The 20,322-nt window shown below is 69.2% G+C and carries 13 protein-coding genes, 1 tRNA gene and 8 pseudogenes; 7 read left to right on the top strand and 15 right to left on the bottom strand.

Annotated elements, in window-relative coordinates; all coding sequences use genetic code 11:
* Positions 1-11: 11 nt before the first annotated feature.
* Positions 12-668 (top strand): LysE/ArgO family amino acid transporter, encoded by a 657-nt coding sequence (locus KAE78_RS09985; protein WP_223170743.1) that lies wholly within the window; start codon positions 12-14, stop codon positions 666-668.
* A gap of 58 nt (positions 669-726) precedes the next feature.
* Here KAE78_RS09985 and KAE78_RS09980 read toward each other — a convergent pair.
* The 13 genes and pseudogenes from KAE78_RS09980 to gabT all read right to left on the bottom strand — a co-directional run bounded on the left by KAE78_RS09980 (position 727) and on the right by gabT (position 10,872).
* Positions 727-1,514: pseudogene (locus KAE78_RS09980) on the bottom strand (amino acid ABC transporter ATP-binding protein).
* Positions 1,501-2,156 (bottom strand): annotated as a pseudogene (locus KAE78_RS09975) (amino acid ABC transporter permease). Before KAE78_RS09975 ends, KAE78_RS09980 begins: the two co-directional pseudogenes overlap by 14 nt.
* Positions 2,157-2,179: 23 nt before the next feature.
* Positions 2,180-2,710, bottom strand: a complete 531-nt coding sequence (locus KAE78_RS09970) for a transporter substrate-binding domain-containing protein (protein ID WP_411155928.1) — start codon at positions 2,708-2,710, stop codon at positions 2,180-2,182.
* Positions 2,617-2,868, bottom strand: a pseudogene (locus KAE78_RS19730) (transporter substrate-binding domain-containing protein); the annotation flags it as partial. The pseudogene KAE78_RS19730 and the gene KAE78_RS09970, both read right to left, overlap by 94 nt.
* An 86-nt stretch (positions 2,869-2,954) precedes the next feature.
* Positions 2,955-3,639, bottom strand: a pseudogene (gene rplA, locus KAE78_RS09965) (50S ribosomal protein L1).
* An 11-nt stretch (positions 3,640-3,650) separates the two neighbouring features.
* Positions 3,651-4,082: a 50S ribosomal protein L11 gene (gene rplK / locus KAE78_RS09960; RefSeq protein WP_223170741.1), complete on the bottom strand. Its 432-nt coding sequence runs from the start codon at positions 4,080-4,082 to the stop codon at positions 3,651-3,653.
* Between the two features lie 405 nt (positions 4,083-4,487).
* Positions 4,488-5,515: pseudogene (gene nusG / locus KAE78_RS09955) on the bottom strand (transcription termination/antitermination protein NusG).
* A gap of 57 nt (positions 5,516-5,572) precedes the next feature.
* Positions 5,573-5,836, bottom strand: coding sequence for a preprotein translocase subunit SecE (gene secE, locus KAE78_RS09950; RefSeq protein WP_223170740.1), 264 nt, complete (start codon positions 5,834-5,836; stop codon positions 5,573-5,575).
* A 39-nt stretch (positions 5,837-5,875) separates the two neighbouring features.
* A tRNA-Trp gene (locus tag KAE78_RS09945) sits at positions 5,876-5,948 on the bottom strand.
* A gap of 118 nt (positions 5,949-6,066) precedes the next feature.
* Complete coding sequence (locus KAE78_RS09940) at positions 6,067-6,504, bottom strand: pyridoxamine 5'-phosphate oxidase family protein (RefSeq protein ID WP_223170739.1); 438 nt, start codon at positions 6,502-6,504, stop codon at positions 6,067-6,069.
* A gap of 54 nt (positions 6,505-6,558) precedes the next feature.
* Positions 6,559-7,922 (bottom strand): annotated as a pseudogene (locus tag KAE78_RS09935) (NAD-dependent succinate-semialdehyde dehydrogenase).
* 36 nt (positions 7,923-7,958) lie between these two features.
* Positions 7,959-9,434, bottom strand: coding sequence for an NAD-dependent succinate-semialdehyde dehydrogenase (locus tag KAE78_RS09930; RefSeq protein ID WP_223170738.1), 1,476 nt, complete (start codon positions 9,432-9,434; stop codon positions 7,959-7,961).
* Positions 9,435-9,514: 80 nt separating this feature from the next.
* Positions 9,515-10,872 (bottom strand): annotated as a pseudogene (gabT, locus tag KAE78_RS09925) (4-aminobutyrate--2-oxoglutarate transaminase).
* 211 nt (positions 10,873-11,083) lie between these two features.
* Between gabT and KAE78_RS09920 the strand changes: the two are divergent.
* From KAE78_RS09920 to KAE78_RS09900, 5 genes are all read left to right on the top strand, one after another.
* Positions 11,084-11,830 carry a PucR family transcriptional regulator ligand-binding domain-containing protein gene (locus tag KAE78_RS09920; RefSeq protein WP_223170737.1) on the top strand — a complete coding sequence of 249 codons (747 nt, stop codon included), beginning with the start codon at positions 11,084-11,086 and terminating at the stop codon, positions 11,828-11,830.
* Positions 11,827-12,609: a PucR family transcriptional regulator gene (locus KAE78_RS09915; RefSeq protein ID WP_223170736.1), complete on the top strand. Its 783-nt coding sequence runs from the start codon at positions 11,827-11,829 to the stop codon at positions 12,607-12,609. Before KAE78_RS09920 ends, KAE78_RS09915 begins: the two co-directional genes overlap by 4 nt.
* A 19-nt stretch (positions 12,610-12,628) precedes the next feature.
* Positions 12,629-13,591 (top strand): alpha/beta hydrolase fold domain-containing protein, encoded by a 963-nt coding sequence (locus tag KAE78_RS09910; RefSeq protein WP_223170735.1) that lies wholly within the window; start codon positions 12,629-12,631, stop codon positions 13,589-13,591.
* A gap of 36 nt (positions 13,592-13,627) precedes the next feature.
* Positions 13,628-14,659 carry a helix-turn-helix domain-containing protein gene (locus KAE78_RS09905; protein WP_223170734.1) on the top strand — a complete coding sequence of 344 codons (1,032 nt, stop codon included), beginning with the start codon at positions 13,628-13,630 and terminating at the stop codon, positions 14,657-14,659.
* 130 nt (positions 14,660-14,789) lie between these two features.
* Entirely contained in the window at positions 14,790-15,845 is a 1,056-nt protein-coding gene (locus tag KAE78_RS09900; RefSeq protein ID WP_223170733.1) for an alpha/beta fold hydrolase, read from the top strand.
* Here KAE78_RS09900 and KAE78_RS09895 read toward each other — a convergent pair whose 3' ends face one another.
* Both KAE78_RS09895 and KAE78_RS09890 read right to left on the bottom strand, forming a co-directional pair.
* Complete coding sequence (locus KAE78_RS09895; protein ID WP_223170732.1) at positions 15,846-16,925, bottom strand: hypothetical protein; 1,080 nt, start codon at positions 16,923-16,925, stop codon at positions 15,846-15,848.
* 44 nt (positions 16,926-16,969) lie between these two features.
* Positions 16,970-18,417: pseudogene (locus KAE78_RS09890) on the bottom strand (helix-turn-helix domain-containing protein).
* 183 nt (positions 18,418-18,600) lie between these two features.
* Between KAE78_RS09890 and aceB the strand changes: the two are divergent.
* A complete protein-coding gene (aceB, locus tag KAE78_RS09885; RefSeq protein ID WP_223170731.1) occupies positions 18,601-20,253 on the top strand; it encodes a malate synthase A in 1,653 nt (550 codons plus the stop codon).
* The last annotated feature ends 69 nt before the right edge of the window (positions 20,254-20,322 follow it).

The raw sequence follows: 20,322 nt of genomic DNA, 5'->3' as shown, positions 1-20,322 counted from the left end.
AGCGTCGAAGGGTGCTCAGTGTTCTCGCCGGCCTCGGACTCGGTCTCTCCCTCATCATCGCCATCGGCGCGCAGAACGTCTTCGTGCTGCGCCAGGGCATCCGTCGCGAGCATGTGCTCGCGGTCGTCGTCATCTGCGCGGTGTCGGATGCCGCGCTCATCATCGTCGGCGTCGCCGGGCTCGGCGCGCTGCTCGAGGCCGTGCCCTGGCTCATCACCGCCGCCCGCTGGCTCGGCGCCGCCTTCCTCCTCGGCTACGGACTGCTCGCCGCCCGGCGCGCCTGGCGCGGCGCGGGCCAGACGCTCGAGACCGCGGAGGCGTCGGATGCCGCATCCGCCTCCGGCGCGACCACGACGCTCACCCGCCGCGCGACCCTCACCACCGTCGCGCTGACGGCGCTCGCCCTCACCTGGCTGAACCCGCACGTCTACCTCGACACGGTGCTGCTGCTGGGATCGGTGGCCGCGACCCACGGCGAGAGCCGCTGGCTCTTCGCCGCCGGGGCGGTCGCCGCCAGCATCCTGTGGTTCACCGCGCTCGGCTTCGGCGCCCGCTACCTCGGCCGCTGGTTGCGCACCCCGCGCGCGTGGCGGATCCTCGACGCCGGCATCGCGGTCGTCATGATCGCGATCGCGGTCGGCCTCGTCGTGCCGGTCTTCACCGGCTGAGCCGCTTGCGGCATCCGCTGCCGGTCAGGAACGCGCTGTACCGCACCGATGCCGGGCCTCAATCGTCCAGCGGCCGCAGGATCCGATCGAGGAAGCGCCGGGTGCGCTCGTGCCGGGGTTCTCGAACAGCTGCTTGGGCGCACCGCGCTCGACGACCACGCCCTCGTCGAAGAAGAGCACCTCGTCGGCGACGCGCCGCGCGAAGCCCAGCTCGTGGGTGACGATGAGCATCGTCCACCCCTCGTCGGCGAGCTCCTTGAGCACGAGGAGCACCTCTCCGACGAGCTCCGGGTCCAGGGCGCTGGTCGGCTCGTCGAACAGCAGGAGCTCGGGTTGCAGCGCGAGCGCCCGCACGATGCCGACGCGCTGCTGCTGGCCCCCCGAGAGTTCGTGCGGATAGGCGTCGCGCTTGGCGGCCAGGCCGACGCGTTCGAGCAACCGCTCGGCATGAGCGATCGCCTCGGCCTTGGGCACCCCGTGCGCCTGTACGGGTCCTTCGATCACGTTCTGGAGCACCGTGCGGTGCGGGAAGAGGTTGTGGTGCTGGAACACCATCGCCGAGCGGTCGCGGAGAGCACTCCGCCGCGCCTTGCTCAGTCTCTCGGAGAAGTCCACGCGCAGCTCATCGCGCCCGTCGAGGGGCGCGAACTCGAGCACGCCCTCCTCCGGCGTCTCCAGGCCGTTGAGCGAGCGCAGCACCGTGGTCTTCCCCGAGCCGCTCGGACCGATCAGGCACATCACCTCGCCGCGGCGCACCTCGAAGTCGACGCCGTCGAGCACCCGGTTGTCGCCGAAGCTCTTCACGATCCCGCTCGCCCGCAGCAACGGTTCCTCAGTGTGCGACATAGCGTTCGAGCCTCCTCTCGATCGCGCCCTGCCCGGCGGAGAGCACGAGGCAGAAGAGCCAGTAGATGAGGGCCGCCTCCAGGTAGATGACCATGAACTCATAGGTGCGGGCGGCGATGATCTGCGCCTGCCGGAACAGCTCGGTGACCATGATGAGCGAGGCGAGAGAGCTGTCCTTGACCAGCGAGATGAAGGTGTTCGACAGCGGCGGGATCGACACCCGCGCCGCCTGCGGCAGGATGATGCGCTCCAGCGTCTTGGTGCGCGACATCCCGACGGTGAACCCGGCCTCCCACTGCCCCTTGGGCACGGAGAGGATCGCGGCACGGATCACCTCGGCCGCGTAGCCGCCGACGTTCAGCGAGAAGGCGATGATGGCGGCCGGCCAGGGGTCGATCAGCACGCCGATGGCGGGAAGACCGAAGAAGATGACGAACAGCTGCACGAGCAGCGGCGTGCCACGGATCACCGAGATGTAGAAGCGTGCGATCCCCGAGAGCACGGGGTTCACGGAGATCCGCATGAGGGCGACGACCAGCGCGATCACGAGACCGACCGCGAAGGAGCTCAGCGACAGCGGGATCGTCCCTTTGAGCCCTGCCAGGAGCAGGGCCAGAACGAGTCCAGGACGAGCTGCCAGATGCCGCCGCCCTCTGCGGCGTCGGTCACTGCGACACGTCGTCCCCGAAGTACTTCTCGCTGATCGCAGCGAGGGTGCCGTCGGCGCGGAGCTCGGCGAGCGCCTCATCGATCGCGGCGACCAGGGCCTGCTTGTCCTGCGTGAAGACGAAGGCGGCGCGACCGGCCTCGGGGTCTCGGCCGCGATCTTGAGCCCGGTCGGCGCGTTGGTGGTCTCGTCGTCGAGGAAGGTGAGCTTGTCGTTGATGGTCGCGTCGACGCGGCCCTGCTGCAGCAGCGTCACCGCCTGCGCCCAGCCCTCGACGGGCTCGACGTTCGCGCCGTGGCTCTGGGCGAGCTCGTACCAGTTGCTCGTGAGCGACTGCGCGGTGGTCTTGCCTGCGAGGTCGTCGAAGGAGGCGACGGAGTCGTCGTCCTCGAGCACGACGATCACGCCGGGCGAGACGGTGTACGGCTCGCTGAAGAGGTACTTCGCCTCGCGGTCGGGGTTGATGGAGACCTGATTGCCGATGACGTCGAAGCGACCGGCGTCGAGGCCCGCGAAGATCGCGTCCCACTGCGTCTCCTGGAAGTCGATCTCCAGACCCAGCTTCTCGGCGACGGACTCGGCGATCTCGACGTCGTAGCCGACGAGGGCGCCGGAGGCGTCGTGGAAGCTGAACGGGCGGGAGAGGGCGGCGACTCGCGTTACGCCGCGTTGCCCTCGGCGCCGGATGCCGCGGCATCCGGGAACGACGAAGGCCCCACCGAGGTGAGGGCCTTCGTGCGAAAGTCAGACGACTCCTGAGCCTGTCGAAGGGCTCAGATCGCGTTGACGTCCAGCGGGATGCCGGGGCCGAACGTGGTCGAGACCGCACCCTTCTGGATGTAGCGGCCCTTGGCGCTGGCCGGCTTCAGCCGGACGACCTCTTCGAGGGCGGCCTTGATGTTGTCATCGAGCTGCTCGGCCGAGAACGAGGCCTTGCCGACGATGAAGTGCACGTTGGCGTGCTTGTCGACGCGGAACTCGATCTTTCCGCCCTTGATCTCCTCGACGGCCTTGGCCGGGTTCGGGGTGACGGTGCCGGTCTTCGGGTTGGGCATGAGGCCACGGGACCCAGCACCTTGCCGAGGCGCCCGACCTGACCCATGAGCTCCGGGGTCGAGACCGCGGAGTCGAAGTCGGTCCAGCCGCCGGCGACCTTCTCGATGAGCTCGGTGCTGCCGACCTCGTCCGCGCCCGCGGCGATGGCGGCCTCAGCCGCAGCACCGGTGGCGAAGACGATGACGCGGGCGGTCTTGCCCGTGCCGTGGGCAGGATGACGGTGCCGCGCACCATCTGGTCTGCCTTGCGCGGGTCGACCGCGAGCTTGAGCGCGACCTCGACGGTCGAGTCGAACTTCGCCGACCCGGTGTCCTTCGCGAGCGCGACCGCCTCGGTGGGCGTGTAGAACTTGTCTGCGTCGATCTTCGCGACGGCAGCCTGATAAGCCTTGGACTTTGCCATGATGATTCCCCTTAGCCCTCGACCGTGATGCCCATGGAACGGGCAGTGCCTTCGATGATCTTGGCTGCGGCCTCGACGTCGTTCGCGTTGAGGTCGGCCTTCTTGGTCTCGGCGATCTGGCGGACCTGGTCCTTGGTGATCTTGCCGACCTTGACCGTGTGCGGCGTGGCCGAGCCCTTCGGGAGGCCGGCGGCCTTCTTGATGAGCTCCGCGGCCGGCGGGGTCTTCAGGATGAACGTGAAGCTGCGGTCCTCGTAGACGGTGATCTCCACGGGGATGACGTTGCCGCGCTGCGACTCGGTCGCGGCGTTGTACGCCTTGCAGAACTCCATGATGTTGACGCCATGCTGACCGAGCGCGGGGCCGATCGGCGGCGCCGGGTTGGCGGCACCGGCGTTGATCTGAAGCTTGATCAGGCCGGTCACCTTCTTCTTCGGTGCCATTTCCTCTTCCTTTCGTCGAATGATCCGGGCCCTTCGACAAGCTCAGGGACCGAGTCGTTCTCCCGCGCATCCGGCCTTTCCGGACCGCGGTTCCGTCCGCGCGCACGCCGAAACGGCACGCAAACCACATAAGTCTACCCGATCTCGCGTCCACCCTCCGCACGGGAACGCGCAGGAACAGGCGAAGGCGCGAGAACAGGCGACTTTCTGCGAGATCGGCCTGTTGCGGCGTCTTTGCCTGTCTCGGCGTGACGAGCGGATGCCGGGCAAAGGAAACGCCCCGCCGACCGAGGTCGCACGGGGCGTTTCAGGGAAATCGCTGAGGTTTCGACTCGCTCGCCTGCGGCGTGCTCGCTCAACCGGGACGATCGCATCAACGCCGCTGCGCGGCATTGATCCGCACCGTCACAACATCTTCGTGACCTGGTCGAAGCTGAGCTCGACGGGGGTCTCGCGCTCGAACAGGGAGACGAGCACGGTGAGCTTGCCGCTCTCGGGCTTGATCTCGCTGATGGAGCCCGGCAGGCCCGCGAAGGAGCCTTCCTTGATCGTGATGGTCTCGCCGACCTCGAAGTCCACCTCGGCGGGGATCGGACGGGCAACAGCCGTGCCGCCCTTGACCGCCGTGGCCTTGGTGGTCGGGACGTCCTTGACCTCGACAAGGGACTTCAGCATGTTGAAGGCCTCTTCGAACCGCAGCGGGGTCGGGTTGTGCGCGTTGCCGACGAAGCCGGTCACGCCCGGCGTGTGGCGCACGACCGACCAGGTGTCTTCGTTGAGCTCCATGCGCACGAGCACGTAGCCCGGGATCCGGACGCGCGTGACCATCTTGCGCTGACCGTTCTTGATCTCGACGACGTCCTCCATCGGGACCTCGATCTGGTAGATGTCGTCCTCGACCTCGAGCGTCGACTTGCGCTGCTCGATGTTGGCCTTCACCTTGCGCTCGAAGCCGGCGTAGGAGTGGATGACGTACCACTTGCCCGGGAGCATGCGCAGGTCGGCGCGGAACGCCTCGTAGGGGTCTTCCTCGGAGTCCTCGTCGGCGGAGTCGGATGCCGCATCCTCGTCGTCGCCGAGATCCGGCCCGTCGTAGGGGTGACCTCGTCGGCGGTGGCGGCCTCGATCTCGGCGGCCTCCTCGGCGACCGAGTCGTTGAGGACCTCCGCGGCGGCCTCGGATTCTGCCGCCTGGTCCAGGTTGAGGGCGTCGTTCACGATCGCGTCTGCCTCCGGGTCTTCGATATCGATGTCATCCGTGTCGTCGGCGAGGTCTTCGTCATCGTCGCCCTCGATGTGCAGCGCCACGTGCTCTGCAGGTGCGACCGCGCGCTCCTCCGCAGCGAGGATGTTGCCCTCCTGGGCCTCGTCGTCCTCGCTGGACTGCTCAGCGGCGGTCGCCCAGTCGGCGTCGTCGGCAAATCGTTCAGACACGTTGTTTCTTCTCCGTTGTGGTGCGGCTGTGGCGCCGCGGCGGGAATGTCAGGCTGATCAGCCCGGGATCCCGAACACCTGTCGGGCCAGCCACGAGAACACGAAGTCGAGTCCGTAGACGATCCCGATCACGATCAGCACGAAGACGAAGACCACCGAGGTGAACTTGGCGAGCTCCTTGCGGGTCGGAGTGACGACCTTGCGAAGCTCGGCGAGGATCTGGCGGATGAACAGCGCGATGCGCCCGAAGAAGCCGAGCTTCTTCTCGCTGACGGCACCGCCGCCTGCGACGAGATCGCCACCCGTGGGGTCGTTAGTCATCCTGCATGTACCTTTCGTGTGCCAGCGTGGGCTGACGCGCAGGGCGGACAGGAATCGAACCTGCAACCTGCGGTTTTGGAGACCGCTGCTCTGCCAATTGAGCTACCGCCCTAGAGACCCTTCGGCCCCTGCATCCGCATTCCGCCTACCCTCTCGGGCATGGCAAAAGAATGCAGATAATCACTGCGAGATCAATTGTACGGCATCCCGCGCACCCGTCCGAACCCGGGTCAGTACGGCTGCACGCCGTAGCGGTCGGGCTCTCCATCGCGGCGGAACGCCCGCCCACTGATCTCCCCCGGCGCGATCCGCACGTAGTTGTGCTTGAGCGTGGGGATCCAGGGCGTCAGCGGCAGGGTGTCGGCGTGCTGCACCTCGTCGTCGGTCTCGAGGCGGCGGGCGGTGCCGCGGATCACGACGCTCCAGGCATCCGTCTCGGTGTGATCGTCGACCTCGAAGAGCACGTCGTCGTTCACAGTGAGCTCGAAAAGCTTGCTGCCCTCGGCGGTGCGGAACACGATCTCACGACCGTCGACGACGTAGTTGACCGGGAAGATGTCGATGACGCCGCCGACATGCGTGACGATGCGCCCGAGTTCCTGCGCGCCCAGACGCTCCCAGCACTGCTCATCGGTGAGTGCGACGACCGGATCCTGCGTGTTCTCCATATCTCCATTCTGTCGCCGCGCGGCGCGCAGCAACAGGGGATCGGATGTCGAGGCTCAGCCGATGCGGATGAGCTTCTTGTTCACGAACTCGTCGGCGGCCAACAGTCCGAGCTCGCGCGAGGTGCCGGAGCGCTTCACCCCGCCGAAGGGGAGCTCCGGGCTGTCGGCGAGAACGAGATTGACGTAGACCATGCCGGCCTCGATCCGGTCGGCCACGCGCTCGGCCTGCTCCGCATCGGTCGTGAAGACGTACGAGCCGAGCCCGAAGGCGGTGTCATTGGCGAGCGCGACGGCCGCATCCTCGTCGGCGACGCGGTAGAGCACCGCCGCCGGGCCGAACAGCTCTTCCCGGTAGACGTCCATCTCCGGGGTCACATCGGCGAGCACGGTCGGCGCGAAGAAGTTGCCCTCGCGGCCGCCGCCGGTCAGCACGGTCGCGCCCTGCGCGACGGCGTGGTCGAGCTGCTCCTGCAGGCGGGCCGATGCGGCATCCGACGACAGCGGACCCAGGATCGTGTCGTCCTGCATGGGATCGCTCGGTGCGACGGCGGCCATCGCGGCGGTGAACTTCTCCGCGAAGGCGTCGTACAGCTCGCCGACGACGATGAAGCGCTTGGCGCCGTTGCACGACTGCCCGTTGTTGTCCAGGCGCGCGTCGACCGCGGATCGCACGACCTCGTCGAGATCGGATGCCGAGAGCACGATGAACGGGTCCGAGCCGCCGAGCTCGAGCGCCACCTTCTTCAGGTGGCGTCCGGCGACCTCGGCGACGGCAGCACCGGCGCGTTCCGAGCCGGTCACCGACACGCCCTGGATGCGCGGGTCGGCGATGATCTCCGCGATCTGCTCGTTCGTGGCGAGCAGGTTCTGGTAGGCGCCCTCCGGGAAGCCCGCGTCGCGGTAGATCTGCGCGATCGCCTCCGAGGACTCGGGGCACTGCGGTGCGGGCTTGAGGATGATCGTGTTGCCGACCGCGAGGTTCGGAGCCGCGAAGCGCACGATCTGATACGCGGGGAAGTTCCACGGCATGATGCCCAGAAGCGGCCCCAGCGAGGAACGGCGGATGACGGCGCTGCCCTCCCCAGGATCTCCAGGGGCTGGTCGGCGGTGACGGTCCCGGCGTTGTCGGCGTAGAAGTCGGCGATGTCGGCGGCGAAGTCCACCTCGCCCAACGCCGCTTCCCGGGGCTTGCCCATCTCGCGCACGATGATGTCGGCGAGCTCCTCCCGCCTCTCGCGGTGCAGCTGGGCCATGCGGCGGATGAGGGCCGCGCGCTCGGCGACCGTGGAGGTGCGCGACCAGTCGCGGTGCGCGGCATCCGCCCGGGCGATTGTCTCCTCCACCTCCGCGTCGGTGGCGGCCCCGTAGGTCTTCTCGGTCGCTCCGGTGGCCGGGTTGATCACTGCGTATGCGGTCATGTCTCGCTCCTTCGCGATGGGATGTCTGACGCGGGGTCAGTCGGTGGGGATCAGTGTGTACTTGGTGGAGAGGAACTCGTGGATCCCCTCGAATCCGCCCTCGCGGCCGATGCCCGACTGCTTGAGCCCGCCGAAGGGTGCGGCCGCGTTGGACACGACGCCGACGTTGAGACCCATCATGCCCGTCTCGAGCGCATCGATCATCCGGTGCCCGCGGGCGAGATCCTCGGTGAAGACGTAGGAGACGAGACCGTACTCGGTGTCGTTGGCGAGCCGCACGGCCTCCTCCTCGTCCTGGAAGGTGGCGATGGCCAGGACCGGGCCGAAGATCTCCTCCCGGAGGATCGCACTGCCCGCGGCGACGCCGGAGACGACGGTCGGCTCGAAGAATGAGCCCTCGCCCTCGAGCGCGTTGCCGCCGGTGAGCACCGCGGCGCCGCGCTCCACCGCATCGCCGACGAGCTCTGCGGCCTTGGCCACGGCGTCCTCGTCGATGAGGGGTCCGATCGCGACGCCGTCCTCGGTGCCGCGACCGATCCTCATCGCCTGCACCCGCTCGGTGACCCGGCGGGCGAAGTCGTCTGCGACATCCGCGTGCACGATGAAGCGGTTCGCCGCGGTGCAGGCCTGGCCGATGTTGCGGAACTTCGCCAGCATCGCGCCGTCGACCGCCTTGTCGAGGTCGGCGTCGTCGAAGACGACGAACGGCGCGTTGCCGCCGAGCTCCATGGAGACCCGCAGCACGCCCTCGGCGGCCTGCTCGATGAGCTTGCGGCCGACCTCGGTCGATCCGGTGAAGGAGAGCTTGCGCAGCCGCGGATCCGCGATGATCGGCGCCGACAGCTTCGACGAGGAGGAGGTCGCCACGACGTTGACGACGCCGGCGGGCAGGCCCGCCTTCTCCAGGAGGGTCGTGAAGAAGATCGTCGTGAGGGGCGTCAGCGCCGGCGGCTTGATGACGACGGTGCAGCCCGCGGCGAGCGCCGGGGCGATCTTGCGGGTGGCCATCGCGAAGGGGAAGTTCCACGGCGTGATGAAGAACGAGGGGCCGACGGGGCGCTGCGAGACGACCATGCGGCCGGTGCCCTCGGGGTTGAGGCCGTAGCGACCGCTGATGCGCACGGCCTCCTCGCTGAACCAGCGGAGGAACTCGCCCCCGTAGGCCACTTCGCCACGCGCCTCGGCGAGCGGCTTTCCCATCTCGATCGTCATGAGGAGGGCGAGATCCTCCTTGTGCTCCTGCACGAGGTCGAAGGCACGGCGCAGGATGTCGCTGCGGGTGCGCGGCGGGGTGGCCGCCCAGGCGTCCTGCGCGGCCACGGCCGCATCGAGCGCCCGGATGCCGTCGGCCGGCGAGGCGTCCGCGATCGTGCGGATGACGGCGTTCGTCGCGGGATCGCGCACCTCGAAGGTGCGTCCGCCCTCGGCGTCCGTCCACTCGCCGGCGATGTAGAGCTGCGCGGGCACGCGCTCCAGGAGGTCCGCTTCGTTCGGTGCGATCTGCGTGGTCATGGTGTCTCTTCTTCCTTCGAACGGTGTCTGATCCGGCCGCGATCCGTGATCCCCCGATGCCGGGACCGCGGCCGGAAGTGTCAGGCGGCGGCGAGCGCCGCGGCGATGATGTCGAGGCCTTCGTTCAGCAGCTCGTCGCCGATCGACAGCGGCGGCAGGAACCGGATGACGTTGCCGTCCGTCCCGCAGGTCAGGACGATCACGCCTTCGGCGATCGCGGCCTTTGCGACGGCGGCGGTGAGTGCGGCATCCGGTGCCCCGGTCTCGGCGTCGACGAACTCGGCGGCGATCATCGCACCGTGTCCGCGCACGTCTCCGATGCGGGCGTCGGATGCCGCGAGCTCCTGCAGCCGGCCTTTGAGGGCCTTCTCGATCTGGCGTGCCCGCTCGATCATTCCGTCGTTCTCGAAGACGTCGATCGCGGCGAGGGCGGCCGCGCAGGCGATCGGGTTGCCGCCGTAGGTGCCGCCGAGGCCGCCGGCGTGCGAGGCGTCCATGATCTCGGCGCGCCCGGTGACGGCCGCCAGCGGGAGCCCTGCGGCGATGCCCTTCGCTGTCGTGATGAGGTCGGGCTCGATGCCGAAGTGCGTGCTGGCGAACATCTCGCCCGTGCGGGCGAAGCCGGTCTGCACCTCGTCGGCGATGAAGACGATGCCGTTGGCGCGCGTCCACTCCTGGAGCGCGGGGAGAAAGCCGTCGGCGGGGACGATGAACCCGCCCTCGCCCTGGATCGGCTCGATGACGATGGCGGCGAGGTTCTCGGCACCGACCTGCTTCTCGAGCTGGTGGATCGTGCGCGCGGCGGCCTCGGGCCCGCTCAACCCATCGCGGAAGGGGTACGACAGCGGCGCCCGGTACACCTCGGGGCGAAGGGACCGAAGCCGTTCTTGTAGGGCTGGTTCTTCGCGGTGAGCGCCATCGTGAGGTTGGTGCGGCCGTGGTAGCCGTGGTCGAAGGCGACGACCGCCTGGCGACCGGTGTGCTTGCGGGCGATCTTCACGGCGTTCTCGACGGCCTCGGCACCGGAGTTGAACAGGGCGCTCTTCTTGGCGAAGTCACCGGGGGTGAGGCGGTTGAGCGCCTCGGCGACGGCGACGTACGACTCGTAGGGCGAGATCATGAAGCAGGTGTGCGTGAACTGCGCGGCCTGGGCAGCCACGGCGGCGGCGACCTTCGGGTGGGCGTTGCCGACCGTCGTCACGGCGATGCCGCTGCCGAGGTCGATGAGCGAGTTGCCGTCGGCGTCGACGACGACTCCGCCTCCGGCGGCGACCGCCGCGACGGGCACGGTGTGGCCGACACCGGCGGCGACGGCATCCGACTTCCGGGCGAGGAGCTCGGCCGAGCGCGGGCCCGGCAGCGCGGTGACGAGGCGGCGCTCCTGCGGGAGCTGCGGGCCGCCGAGGGGCGTGGTGGCGGTGTCTGCGAGGGTGGTCATGGTGTCGACTGTAGGAAGATCGGATGCGGGAAGCATTCGCCACTGCGTACAATATAAGGAGTTGGTTCACCAGTTCGTATAACACAACCTTGCTGCGTTTCGTCTCGCTGCGCTCGCTCAACGACCGGGGGCGGCCTCCGGTCATTGAGCGAGGACGCGCGTAGCGCGACCGAGACGAAACGCAGCGGGTCTCCCGAGGAAGGAACTGCCGATGGTCGCCCGCTCCGCTCCGCCGCTGCCCGAGCAGCCCACCCTGCGCGCACTGCTGCGTCAGACCGATCTGCAGCTGACCCTGGTCACCCCCGCCGAGACGCTCCCCGAGGGCGCGCTCGATCGCGCGCTGCGCTGGGTGCACTCGAGCGACCTCGCCGACCCCACCCCCTTCCTCGCCGACGATCTGGCCCTGCTCACGACCGGCACCCAGCTCGTCGGCCAGTCGGCCGTGAGCCCTTCCGACTACGTGCACCGGCTCGCCGCGCGCGGTGTCGTGGGTCTCGGCTTCGGCCGGGAGGTCGCGCTGCCCGATGTGCCCGCACCGCTCGTCGAGGCCTGCACCGATGCCGGCATCCCCCTCTTCGAGGTTCCCTACCGCACACCCTTCATCGCCGTCGCCCGCGCGCACGCGGAGTCGATCGCCGCACACGCCTTCGGGCGCCGCAACTGGGCTCTGGAGACCCAGCGCGCCCTGGCCCTCGCCGCTCTCCGCCCTCATGGACTCGAGTCCACTCTCGCCGAGCTCGCCCGCCGACTGGACGCCTGGATCGGCATGGTCGACGCTGCGGGCGTGCTCGCCTCGGAGCATCCCCGAAGAGCGCTGCCTCCTGAGACGGAGGCGGAGCTGGTCGCGCGGGCGACGGAGATCCTCGCCCGGGGCAGCAGGCCGGCCAGTCGCTCACGCTCGGCGATCAGGCGTTCACGCTCTTCTCGCTCGGGCGCGACCGACATCTGCGCGGCGTGATCGCGATCGCCGCCGGGGCGCTGGACCCAGAGGCGCGCGCCGTCGTCACCTCGGTCATCGCCATGGCGGGGCTCGCCCTCGATCAGGGCGAGGACCTGCTGCGACAGCGGCGCCGGCTCCACGCGCAGGTGCTCTCCTCGCTTCAGCTGGACGATCCGGGCCTGGCCCGCCGCGTTCTCGGCAGCGTCCCGCCCGCGCCCTTCGTCGTCGCCGTCGCCGACCCCGACGCCCCCGCCGACTCGCTCAGCCAGTGGTGGGAGCGCGTCTCCGAGCCGCGTGAGGCGTTCACCGCGGAATCGGATGCCGGCTACACGATGTGCGTCACGGCCGAGCGCGAAGAGCTGGTCGATGAGGCGGCGGCCCGCTTCGGCATCCGGATCGGCGTCTCCTCCCCCGCTCGCTACGACGAGTTCTCCCGCGCGCACGCCGAGGCACTCGCCGCGCTGCGGCGCGGCGGGACCGGCGCGACCCGCTTCGCGGACACGGAGGCGGCGAGCCTGCTGCGGGCCCTCGCCACCGAAGACGCCCAGCTCGCGGCATCCGCCCGCCTCGCCCCGCTGCGCGATCACGACGCCGCAGGCGGCGACCTGGAGCGCAGCCTGCGGGTATGGCTCACGCACGATGCCCGGCTGGAACCGGCTGCGGCAGAGCTCGGCATCCACCGGCATACTCTGCGCACCCGCGTCACCCAGGCGAGCAGGCTCCTGGAGCTGGATCTGGGCGGTTTCCCGGGTCGCGCGGAGCTGTGGGCGGCGCTGCAGACGGCGCCTCCGCGCTGAGGTGTGCCAAAATGCCGGAATGAACGCCGAGGGCTCCCGCCGCAATGCCTTCGACCCGGAGCTGCGGGCCGCGCTCGCGGTCCTCGGCGGCGTCTTCCCGCCGACCGTGACGCCCGACCTCATCGAGCACATGCGCCGGTCCTACGCCTCTCCGCCGCGAGAGGAACTGATCGCCGGGCGCCCGATCGACGTCGTCGACATCGAGCTGCCTGGATGGGGCACGACGTTGGAGGCATCGATCGTGACGCCTCGCGAAGGGCGATCCGGCGCCGGCATCGTCCTCCTGCACTCCGGCGGACTGATGTTCGGAGATCGCTTCAGCGGAGCAGATCACGCGCTGGGCTGGGTGGTGGAACTCGGTGCCGTCCTCCTCACCGTCGACTATCGCCTGGCCCCGGAGCATCCGCACCCGATTCCCTTCGAGGACTGCTACGCCGCACTGGAGTGGTTCGCGTCACAGGCCTCTTCGCTGGCCGTACGCAGCGACCGCATCCTCGTCGCCGGCGCCAGCGCCGGAGGAGGGCTGGCCGCCGGGGTCGCGCTGGCCGCACGCGACCGCAACGGACCGGTGCTTCGCGGACAGCTGCTGGATTATCCGATGCTCGATGATCGCGGCCTCACCCCGTCGACGCACGCCTTCGACGGCGTCGGCGTCTGGGATCGCATCAGCAACGAGACGGGCTGGCGCGCGCTCCTGGGCGACGCGGTGGGCGGACCCGGGGTTCCTACGTACGCGGCGCCCGCGCGCGCCGGCGACCTCAGCGGCCTCCCCTCGACGTTCATCGACGTCGGAGCCGCGGAGATCTTCCGTGACGAGGCGGTGGACTACGCCCGACGACTGTGGGAAGCCGGCGTGGACGTCGAACTGCACGTCTGGCCGGGCGCCTTCCACGCCTGCGACATCTTCGCCTCCCACACGTCGATCTCGCGCGCGATGATCCGCGCACGCAGCGACTGGCTCAGGCGCACCCTGGCGGACTGATCGAACTCGCGCGACACTTGTCCAAGGAGGAAGAGCATGCAGGAACTGCTGGGACGCCTGCGCGCGCTTGACCCCGCGGCCAGTCAAGGACTGCGCGTGATCGCGTGCTTCGATGAGCTGATGGCCGGGCACGTCGGCACGGAAGGCCTGCTCAGTGCCGCGGCGGCTCTCGCCGGGCGGCCGGTCGGGGCCCAGCGCTCGAACCAGGCGCCGCCCGTGAGAGTCGACCCCTCGGGCCGCAGACTGCCGTCCGCGCCACCGCCGGAGTCGGCGCTCGAATCCGATGGCCTCATCGTCTGGATCGAGGGGTCCGAAGCCGGCGTGAACGATGCCATCATCCTGGAACGGCTCGCTCTGGCCATTCATCTCCGTGATGATCACGGCCGGGCTCCCGGCCCTCGGGACCTCGCCGTGCTCTTCGACGACAGCGCCGATCTCGCCCTGCGCAGGGACGCCGCGACCAGGCGTGGCCTCCCCGCCGACACCTCCTTCCGAGCGATCGCCGCGCCGCTGTTCGCCGTCTGGCGCACCCACCCCGCCGGTCCCGAGGATGTCGTCCGCACCGACTTCGGTCCCGTGCACACCGCGGTCATCCCGGCCGATTCGGCGATCTCCGCGGCGCCTCTCGGTATCGGGATCGCCGTCGAACGCGATGACCTCGCCACGTCCTTCCGCACCGCGGTGCTCGCGCTGCGTCTTTCCGACACGGCCGAAGACGGCGTCTTCCGCGCCGATGATCTCGGGGTCCTGGCCGCCACCCTTGCCGACCAGCCTGTCCGGCCCCGGATGGATGCCGACGAGTCAGCCGTCGCCGGCCTCGCCGACGCGCACACCTGGGCACCGCCCACCCTCGATGCGCTCGTGCACTCGACCTCCGTGCGGGAAGCCGCCCGTACTGCCGGCGTTCATCACAGCACGATGACCACGCGCATCGACGTCATCGCATCCGCATTCGGATTCGACCCGTTGGACGGCTGGGGACGCACCCGCATGGCCGTCGCCTACCTCCGGTGGCGGGTGCGCAGCTCGCATGTGCTCGAGCTGCCGGCACCGGTATCCGGCTCCTGAGAACGCCCGCACTGCGAGCCGCCGATTGGCGGTCGAGTGCGCCCGAACCGCGCCGCACTGTCGGTTACGCTCGCCGGCCGCGGCGGCGACGATGAGTCTGACAGAGCCCCGACCACGATGGAGTGGAACGATGATCGACAACCCTTACTACAGCGGCGACGTCCACAAGGACTTCGAGCTCATCTCGATCGGCAGACTTGACCTCGAAGAGGGCGGTGCGATCCCCGACCTGAAGCTCGCGGTGCGCACCTGGGGGACCCTCAACGCGAACAAGGACAATGCGATCCTGATCCCGACCTGGTACTCGGGGACGCACCAGATCTGGGCGGATGCCTATATCGGCGAGGATCACGCGCTGGATCCTTCGCGCTACTTCATCGTGAGCGTCAATCAGATCGGGAACGGCCTCTCGACGTCACCGCACAACACCGACGATGCCTCGATCTCGATGTCGCGCTTCCCGAAGGTCCGCATCGGCGACGATGTCGTCGCGCAGGAACGTCTGCTGCGCGAGCACTTCGGCATCGATCGTCTCGCTCTCGTGGTCGGCGGATCCATGGGCGCACAGCAGACGTACGAATGGGCCGTGAGGTTCCCCGAGAAGGTCCGGCGCGCGGCACCCATCGCCGGCACGGCGCAGAACACCCCGCACGACTTCCTGTTCACCGAAGCGCTCAACGAGCAGATCTGGTCGGATCCGGGATGGAACGGGGGCGAGTACGCCTCGCACACCGAGGTCGCCGACGGGCTCACCCGACACGCGAACATCTGGGCCATTCTGGGGTTCTCGACCGAGTTCTGGAAGCAGGAGGTCTGGCGCGCGCTGGAGTTCGAGTCGAAGGAGGCCTTCCTCGACGGATTCCTTCGGCCGTACTTCACCGCCATGGATCCGAACGACCTGCTCACCATGGCATGGAAGTGGCAGCGCGGCGATGTCGCCCGCCACACCGGCGGAGATCTCGCCGCCGCGCTCGGACGCATCACCGCCAAGACCTTCGTGATGCCCATCGACGAAGACATGTTCTTCCCGGTGCGCGACTGCGCCGCGGAGCAGGCGCTGATTCCCGGAAGCGAGCTGCGCGTGATCGAGGACGTGCTCGGGCACCTCGGCCTGTTCGCCGTGGCTCCGACCTACATGCCTCAGATCGACCGGCATCTCGCCGAGCTGCTGGCCACGCCGGCGTGATCAGTCGGATGCCGCGCGCACCCAGACCTCGTCCTGCTCGTCGCGGCGCCAGCGGACGATCTCGCCCAGTTCGCGCACTCGGCCGGTGAGCCAGTAGGTCGCATCCGGTCCCCACCCGGCGATCACCGAGGCGCGCACCTCGTCGACGGGGATTGCCCGGGTCGCGCCGGCCAGGTAGGCGAAGGCGGTGAGATGCACGGCGTCCCAATCGGATGCCACCGCCCGCCAGTCCGGCTCCACCCATGCGCCGTCGCGGCCGGTCGCCCGGAACCAGTCGTGCCGGTGCTCGTGGGTCGTATCCAGCGGGTAGGCCCGGCACAGCTCCGCCCAGTCGTCAGGGGTGTGGATCTCGAAGACGCGTCCCGCGCCGCCCATCCGAATCGCCGCGGCGGCGGTCCAGCCGAACCCGTCTTCGACCATCGTGATGGAGGCCGGCACCCCGTCGGCGTCCTCGCCTGAGGTCACGACGACGTGCCCCGGCTTCGACCACCACGAGCCGCTCCAGTTCGAGGTCGGGTCGTCCGGGCGCTCGGCCGCGGCACGCTCGTTACCGGCGACGACCTCTGCGCGCCAGAGGTCGAGCCCCTCGACCCCGCCCACTTCCACCGGGCCGATGCTCTCGAGAGCACCCCACTCCACGGCCCACTGCGGCGAGCGCACCCCGGCACGCCACCACGCCGTCTCGGGCAGGGCGTCGATCGCCCCGGCAACCGGCCGGAGCGCCTCGATCACCTCAGGAAGACCCGCGACGGTGTCGTCCCCATCGGGCTCCTGCCAGTACATCGCCGCGCCGACCGAGCGCGCGAACGCCCGTGCGACCAGGGCGCCGTCGATCGCGGTGAGGTCGGCTGCCGCGATGGCGTCGGTGAGGTCCGAGAGGTGCACGGCGTCCGCCCTCTCGGCGACGGCCTTGGACGTCGCCTTCCAGCCGAAGCCGATGATCTTTCCGGGATGGGCGGCGTGCTTGTGCGACAGCCAGAACAGTGACTCGCGGCACACGTCGTCGCCGATCTCGGTGGCGACCTCCAGGCACAGTCTCCGCCCCCGCGGCCCCGCCAGAATCCCGAACACATCGTCCACGGGGCGAGTCTCTCACGCCGACGTGCCGGGCACACCGATGATCCTCAGCCGCCGGCCGGCGCGTGCGCCTCCAGGAACTCGTAGACATCCGTCGTGTCCACACCGGGGAACGCACCCGTGGGGAGGGTCGCCAGAAGCGTCCGAGGCGTGCGCACGTTCGGCCAGGACTGATCGCGCCAGGCCGCCTCGAGCTCCGCCGGCGCGCGCCGGCAGCACACCTCGACCGAGTGCGTGGACGCACCCCGATTGGGAGTGTCGCGACCGACGAACCACTTCGTGTCGTCGAAACGCACGCCCACGCTCACCGAGTGGAGGCCCTCACTGGAGGATTCGACCCGCGCGGTGCACCAGTAGGTGCCGTTCCCGGTGTCGGTGTACTGGTAGTACGGGTTGAAGCGGTCGTCGACGTCGAAGACGACGCGACTCGTCCACTTGCGGCAGCACATCTGCCCCTCGATCGCGCCAGGCGATCGGTCGGGAAGTTCACGTCGTCGTTCTCGTAGGCCTTGGTGATCGTGCCCGACTCGTGCACCTTGAGGAAGTGCACGGGGATGTCCAGATGCCGGGTCGCGAGGTTCGTGAACCGGTGCGCCGCCGACTCGTAAGAGACCGAGTAGGCATCGCGCAGATCCTCGATCGAGATCGCGCGACGCTCCTTGGCGTCTGTGAGGAAGCCGACGACGTGCGCCTCCGGGACGAGCAGGGCGCCGGTGAGGTAGTTCGTCTCGACGCGCTGGCGCAGGAACTCCGCGTAGCTGGTGGGTTCGTGATGCCCGAGGATGCGGCTGGACAGCGCCTGCAGCACCGCGTTGCGGGCATCCGCCTTCTGCGCGTGGGTCGACAGGTAGAGCTTGCCGTGTTTGAGGTCGGCGACACTGCGCGTGGACTGGGGGAGGTCGGGTGCGTAGTGCAGGGTGAATCCGAGGTGGGCGGCGATCTCGGATGCCGTGCGCTGCGTGAGCGGACCGCCCGGGTGCCCGACCGCCGCCAGGATCTCGGCGGCCTTCGTCTCGAGCTCTGCGAAGTAGTTGTCCTGGCTGCGCATGAGATGCCGCAGCTCGACGTTCGCGCGCCGCGCCTCCTCAGGGGTCGCGGCGCGCTCGTCGCGGAGGCGCCCGATCTCCTCGTGCAGGGCGAGCATGACCTTGAGCGCCTCGGTCGGCACGCTCTTGGCGATCCGGAACGGCTCGATGCCCAGCGCCTGGAACGTCTGCCCTCGCATGGCCCGCTCGAGCGACAGCTCGACCGAGCTGCGCTCATCGAGCGGCTCGCCCTCGAGAAGCCGATCGACGGTCACTCCGAGTGCACGGGCGATCGCCTGCAGGAGGGTGAGTTTCGGCTCGCGCTTGCCGGTCTCGATCATCGAGAGCTGGCTGGGCGCGCGATCGACGGCCGTGGCGAGCTCCTCGAGCGTCATCGAGCGCTGCGTGCGCAGCTGCCGGATGCGGCGGCCGATCGTGAGGGCGTCTGCTTCGGCGTCCGTCATCGTCATGTTCGCTCCTTGCTCGGGTGGATCACGCCATTCTGTCACGAAAGAAGAATATTCATGAAACTTCACAGCCGATTCGTACGGCGGAGGGGTTGATCTTCACCCAGAGTGGAAGAACCACCGGTCAGCACACGACATTTCGACTTCGGCGGCGTCGCCGCCACCGCTCAATGAACGAGGTTCAAGATGACACCCACCGCCACGGGCATCGCGCCCGTCACTGAGAACTCCACCACCGGCCCCGCGATCGAGATCCTCGGCCGCCTGGGCGACCGCTACGAGGACATCCTCACGCCCGAGGCGATCGCGTTCCTGACCGAACTGCACAGCCGTTTCGCCGGCCGCCGCCATGACCGGCTCGCCGAGCGCCTGCGGCGCCGCTTCGAGATCGGCACCGGCCAGGACCCGCAGTTCCCCGCCGACACCCGCCACATCCGAGACGATGCCGAGTGGCGAGTCGCCGGCGCCGGCCCCGGTCTCGAGGATCGCCGGGTCGAGATCACCGGCCCCGTGAGCCCGAAGCTCGCGATCAACGCCCTCAACTCCGGCGCGCAGGTCTGGCTCGCCGACCTCGAGGACGCCATGTCGCCGACCTGGGCGAACGTCATCGAAGACCAGCTGACGCTGGCGAGCGCGATCCGCGGCGACCTGGAGTACACCAGCCCGGAGGGCAAGGAGTACCGCATCTCCGCCGAGCGCACTCCCACGATCGTGATGCGACCGCGCGGCTGGCACCTCACCGAGGCGCACCTGCAGTACACCGACCGCACCGGCCGTGCACTCGCGGCATCCGCATCGCTGGTCGACTTCGGCCTGTACTTCTTCCACAACGCCCCGGCGCTCATCGCCGCCGGGCGCGGACCCTACTTCTACCTGCCGAAGCTGGAGTCGGCCGAAGAGGCGAAGCTGTGGGACGACGTCTTCACCTTCAGCGAGCAGTACCTCGGCCTCGCGCACGGCACGATCCGCGCGACGGTCCACATCGAGACCCTGCCCGCGGCCTTCGAGATGGAAGAGATCCTCTTCGCCCTGCGCGACCACTGCGCAGGACTGAACGCCGGACGCTGGGACTACCTGTTCTCGATCATCAAGAACTACCGCGGACGCGGTTCCCGGTTCGTGCTGCCCGACCGCAACGAGGTCACCATGGCGGTGCCGTTCATGCGCGCCTACACCGACCTCATCGTCAAGACCGCGCACAAGCGCGGCGCCCACGCGATCGGCGGCATGAGCGCGGTCATCCCGAACGCGGGCGACCCCGAGTCGACCGCCGTCGAGCTGGAGAAGGTCGCCGCCGACAAGCGCCAAGAGGCCGCGACCGGCTTCGACGGCACCTGGGTCGCACATCCGGGCCTCATCGAGACGGCTCGGACCGAGTTCGACGCCGTCCTGGGCAACCGGCCGAATCAGCTGGACCGTCAGCGCGACGACGTCGAGGTGACCGCAGCGCAGTTGCTGGATCTGCGCATGGGTCGTCCCATCACCGCGCGGGGCGTGCACGACAACGTGTCGGTGACGATCCGCTACGTCGAGGCCTGGCTGCGGGGCTCGGGCGTCGTGTCACTGGGCACCCTCACCGAGGACGCCTCCCTCGCCGAGATCTCGCGCAGCCAGATCTGGCAGTGGATCCACCAGGACCGCAAGACCGAGGACGGCACGCCCATCACGCGCGACTACGTCGAAGGACTGATCACCCAGGTGCTCGGCGAGGTCTCCCGCACCGAGGGCGACCGTTTCGACGACGCCGCGGAGGTGTTCCGCGAGGTGGCCCTGGGCGAAGAGTTCCCGGCGTTCCTGACGCTGGGCGCCTACAACCGGCACCTGGTCGAGACCGACTGAGGCTGAGCACGAAGCGGGGGTCGGATGCCGCGGCATCCGACCCCGCTTCGTCATGTCGAAAGCCGCGTC

It is taken from the genome of Microbacterium sp. NIBRBAC000506063 (assembly GCF_017968845.1).
GTDB lineage: Bacteria > Actinomycetota > Actinomycetes > Actinomycetales > Microbacteriaceae > Microbacterium.
This window is presented reverse-complemented; position numbering and strand designations above follow the sequence as displayed.

Excerpts from the sequence above, each read along its gene's own strand:
- KAE78_RS09940 (WP_223170739.1), bottom strand. The coding sequence starts at position 6,504 with ATGGAGAACACGCAGGATCCGGTCGTCGCACTCACCGATGAGCAGTGC.
- aceB (WP_223170731.1), top strand. The coding sequence starts at position 18,601 with ATGACACCCACCGCCACGGGCATCGCGCCCGTCACTGAGAACTCCACC.
- KAE78_RS09920 (WP_223170737.1), top strand. The coding sequence starts at position 11,084 with ATGGTCGCCCGCTCCGCTCCGCCGCTGCCCGAGCAGCCCACCCTGCGC.
- KAE78_RS09905 (WP_223170734.1), top strand. The coding sequence starts at position 13,628 with ATGCAGGAACTGCTGGGACGCCTGCGCGCGCTTGACCCCGCGGCCAGT.
- KAE78_RS09930 (WP_223170738.1), bottom strand. The coding sequence starts at position 9,434 with ATGACCACGCAGATCGCACCGAACGAAGCGGACCTCCTGGAGCGCGTG.
- KAE78_RS09900 (WP_223170733.1), top strand. The coding sequence starts at position 14,790 with ATGATCGACAACCCTTACTACAGCGGCGACGTCCACAAGGACTTCGAG.
- rplK (WP_223170741.1), bottom strand. The coding sequence starts at position 4,082 with ATGGCACCGAAGAAGAAGGTGACCGGCCTGATCAAGCTTCAGATCAAC.
- secE (WP_223170740.1), bottom strand. The coding sequence starts at position 5,836 with ATGACTAACGACCCCACGGGTGGCGATCTCGTCGCAGGCGGCGGTGCC.
- KAE78_RS09910 (WP_223170735.1), top strand. The coding sequence starts at position 12,629 with ATGAACGCCGAGGGCTCCCGCCGCAATGCCTTCGACCCGGAGCTGCGG.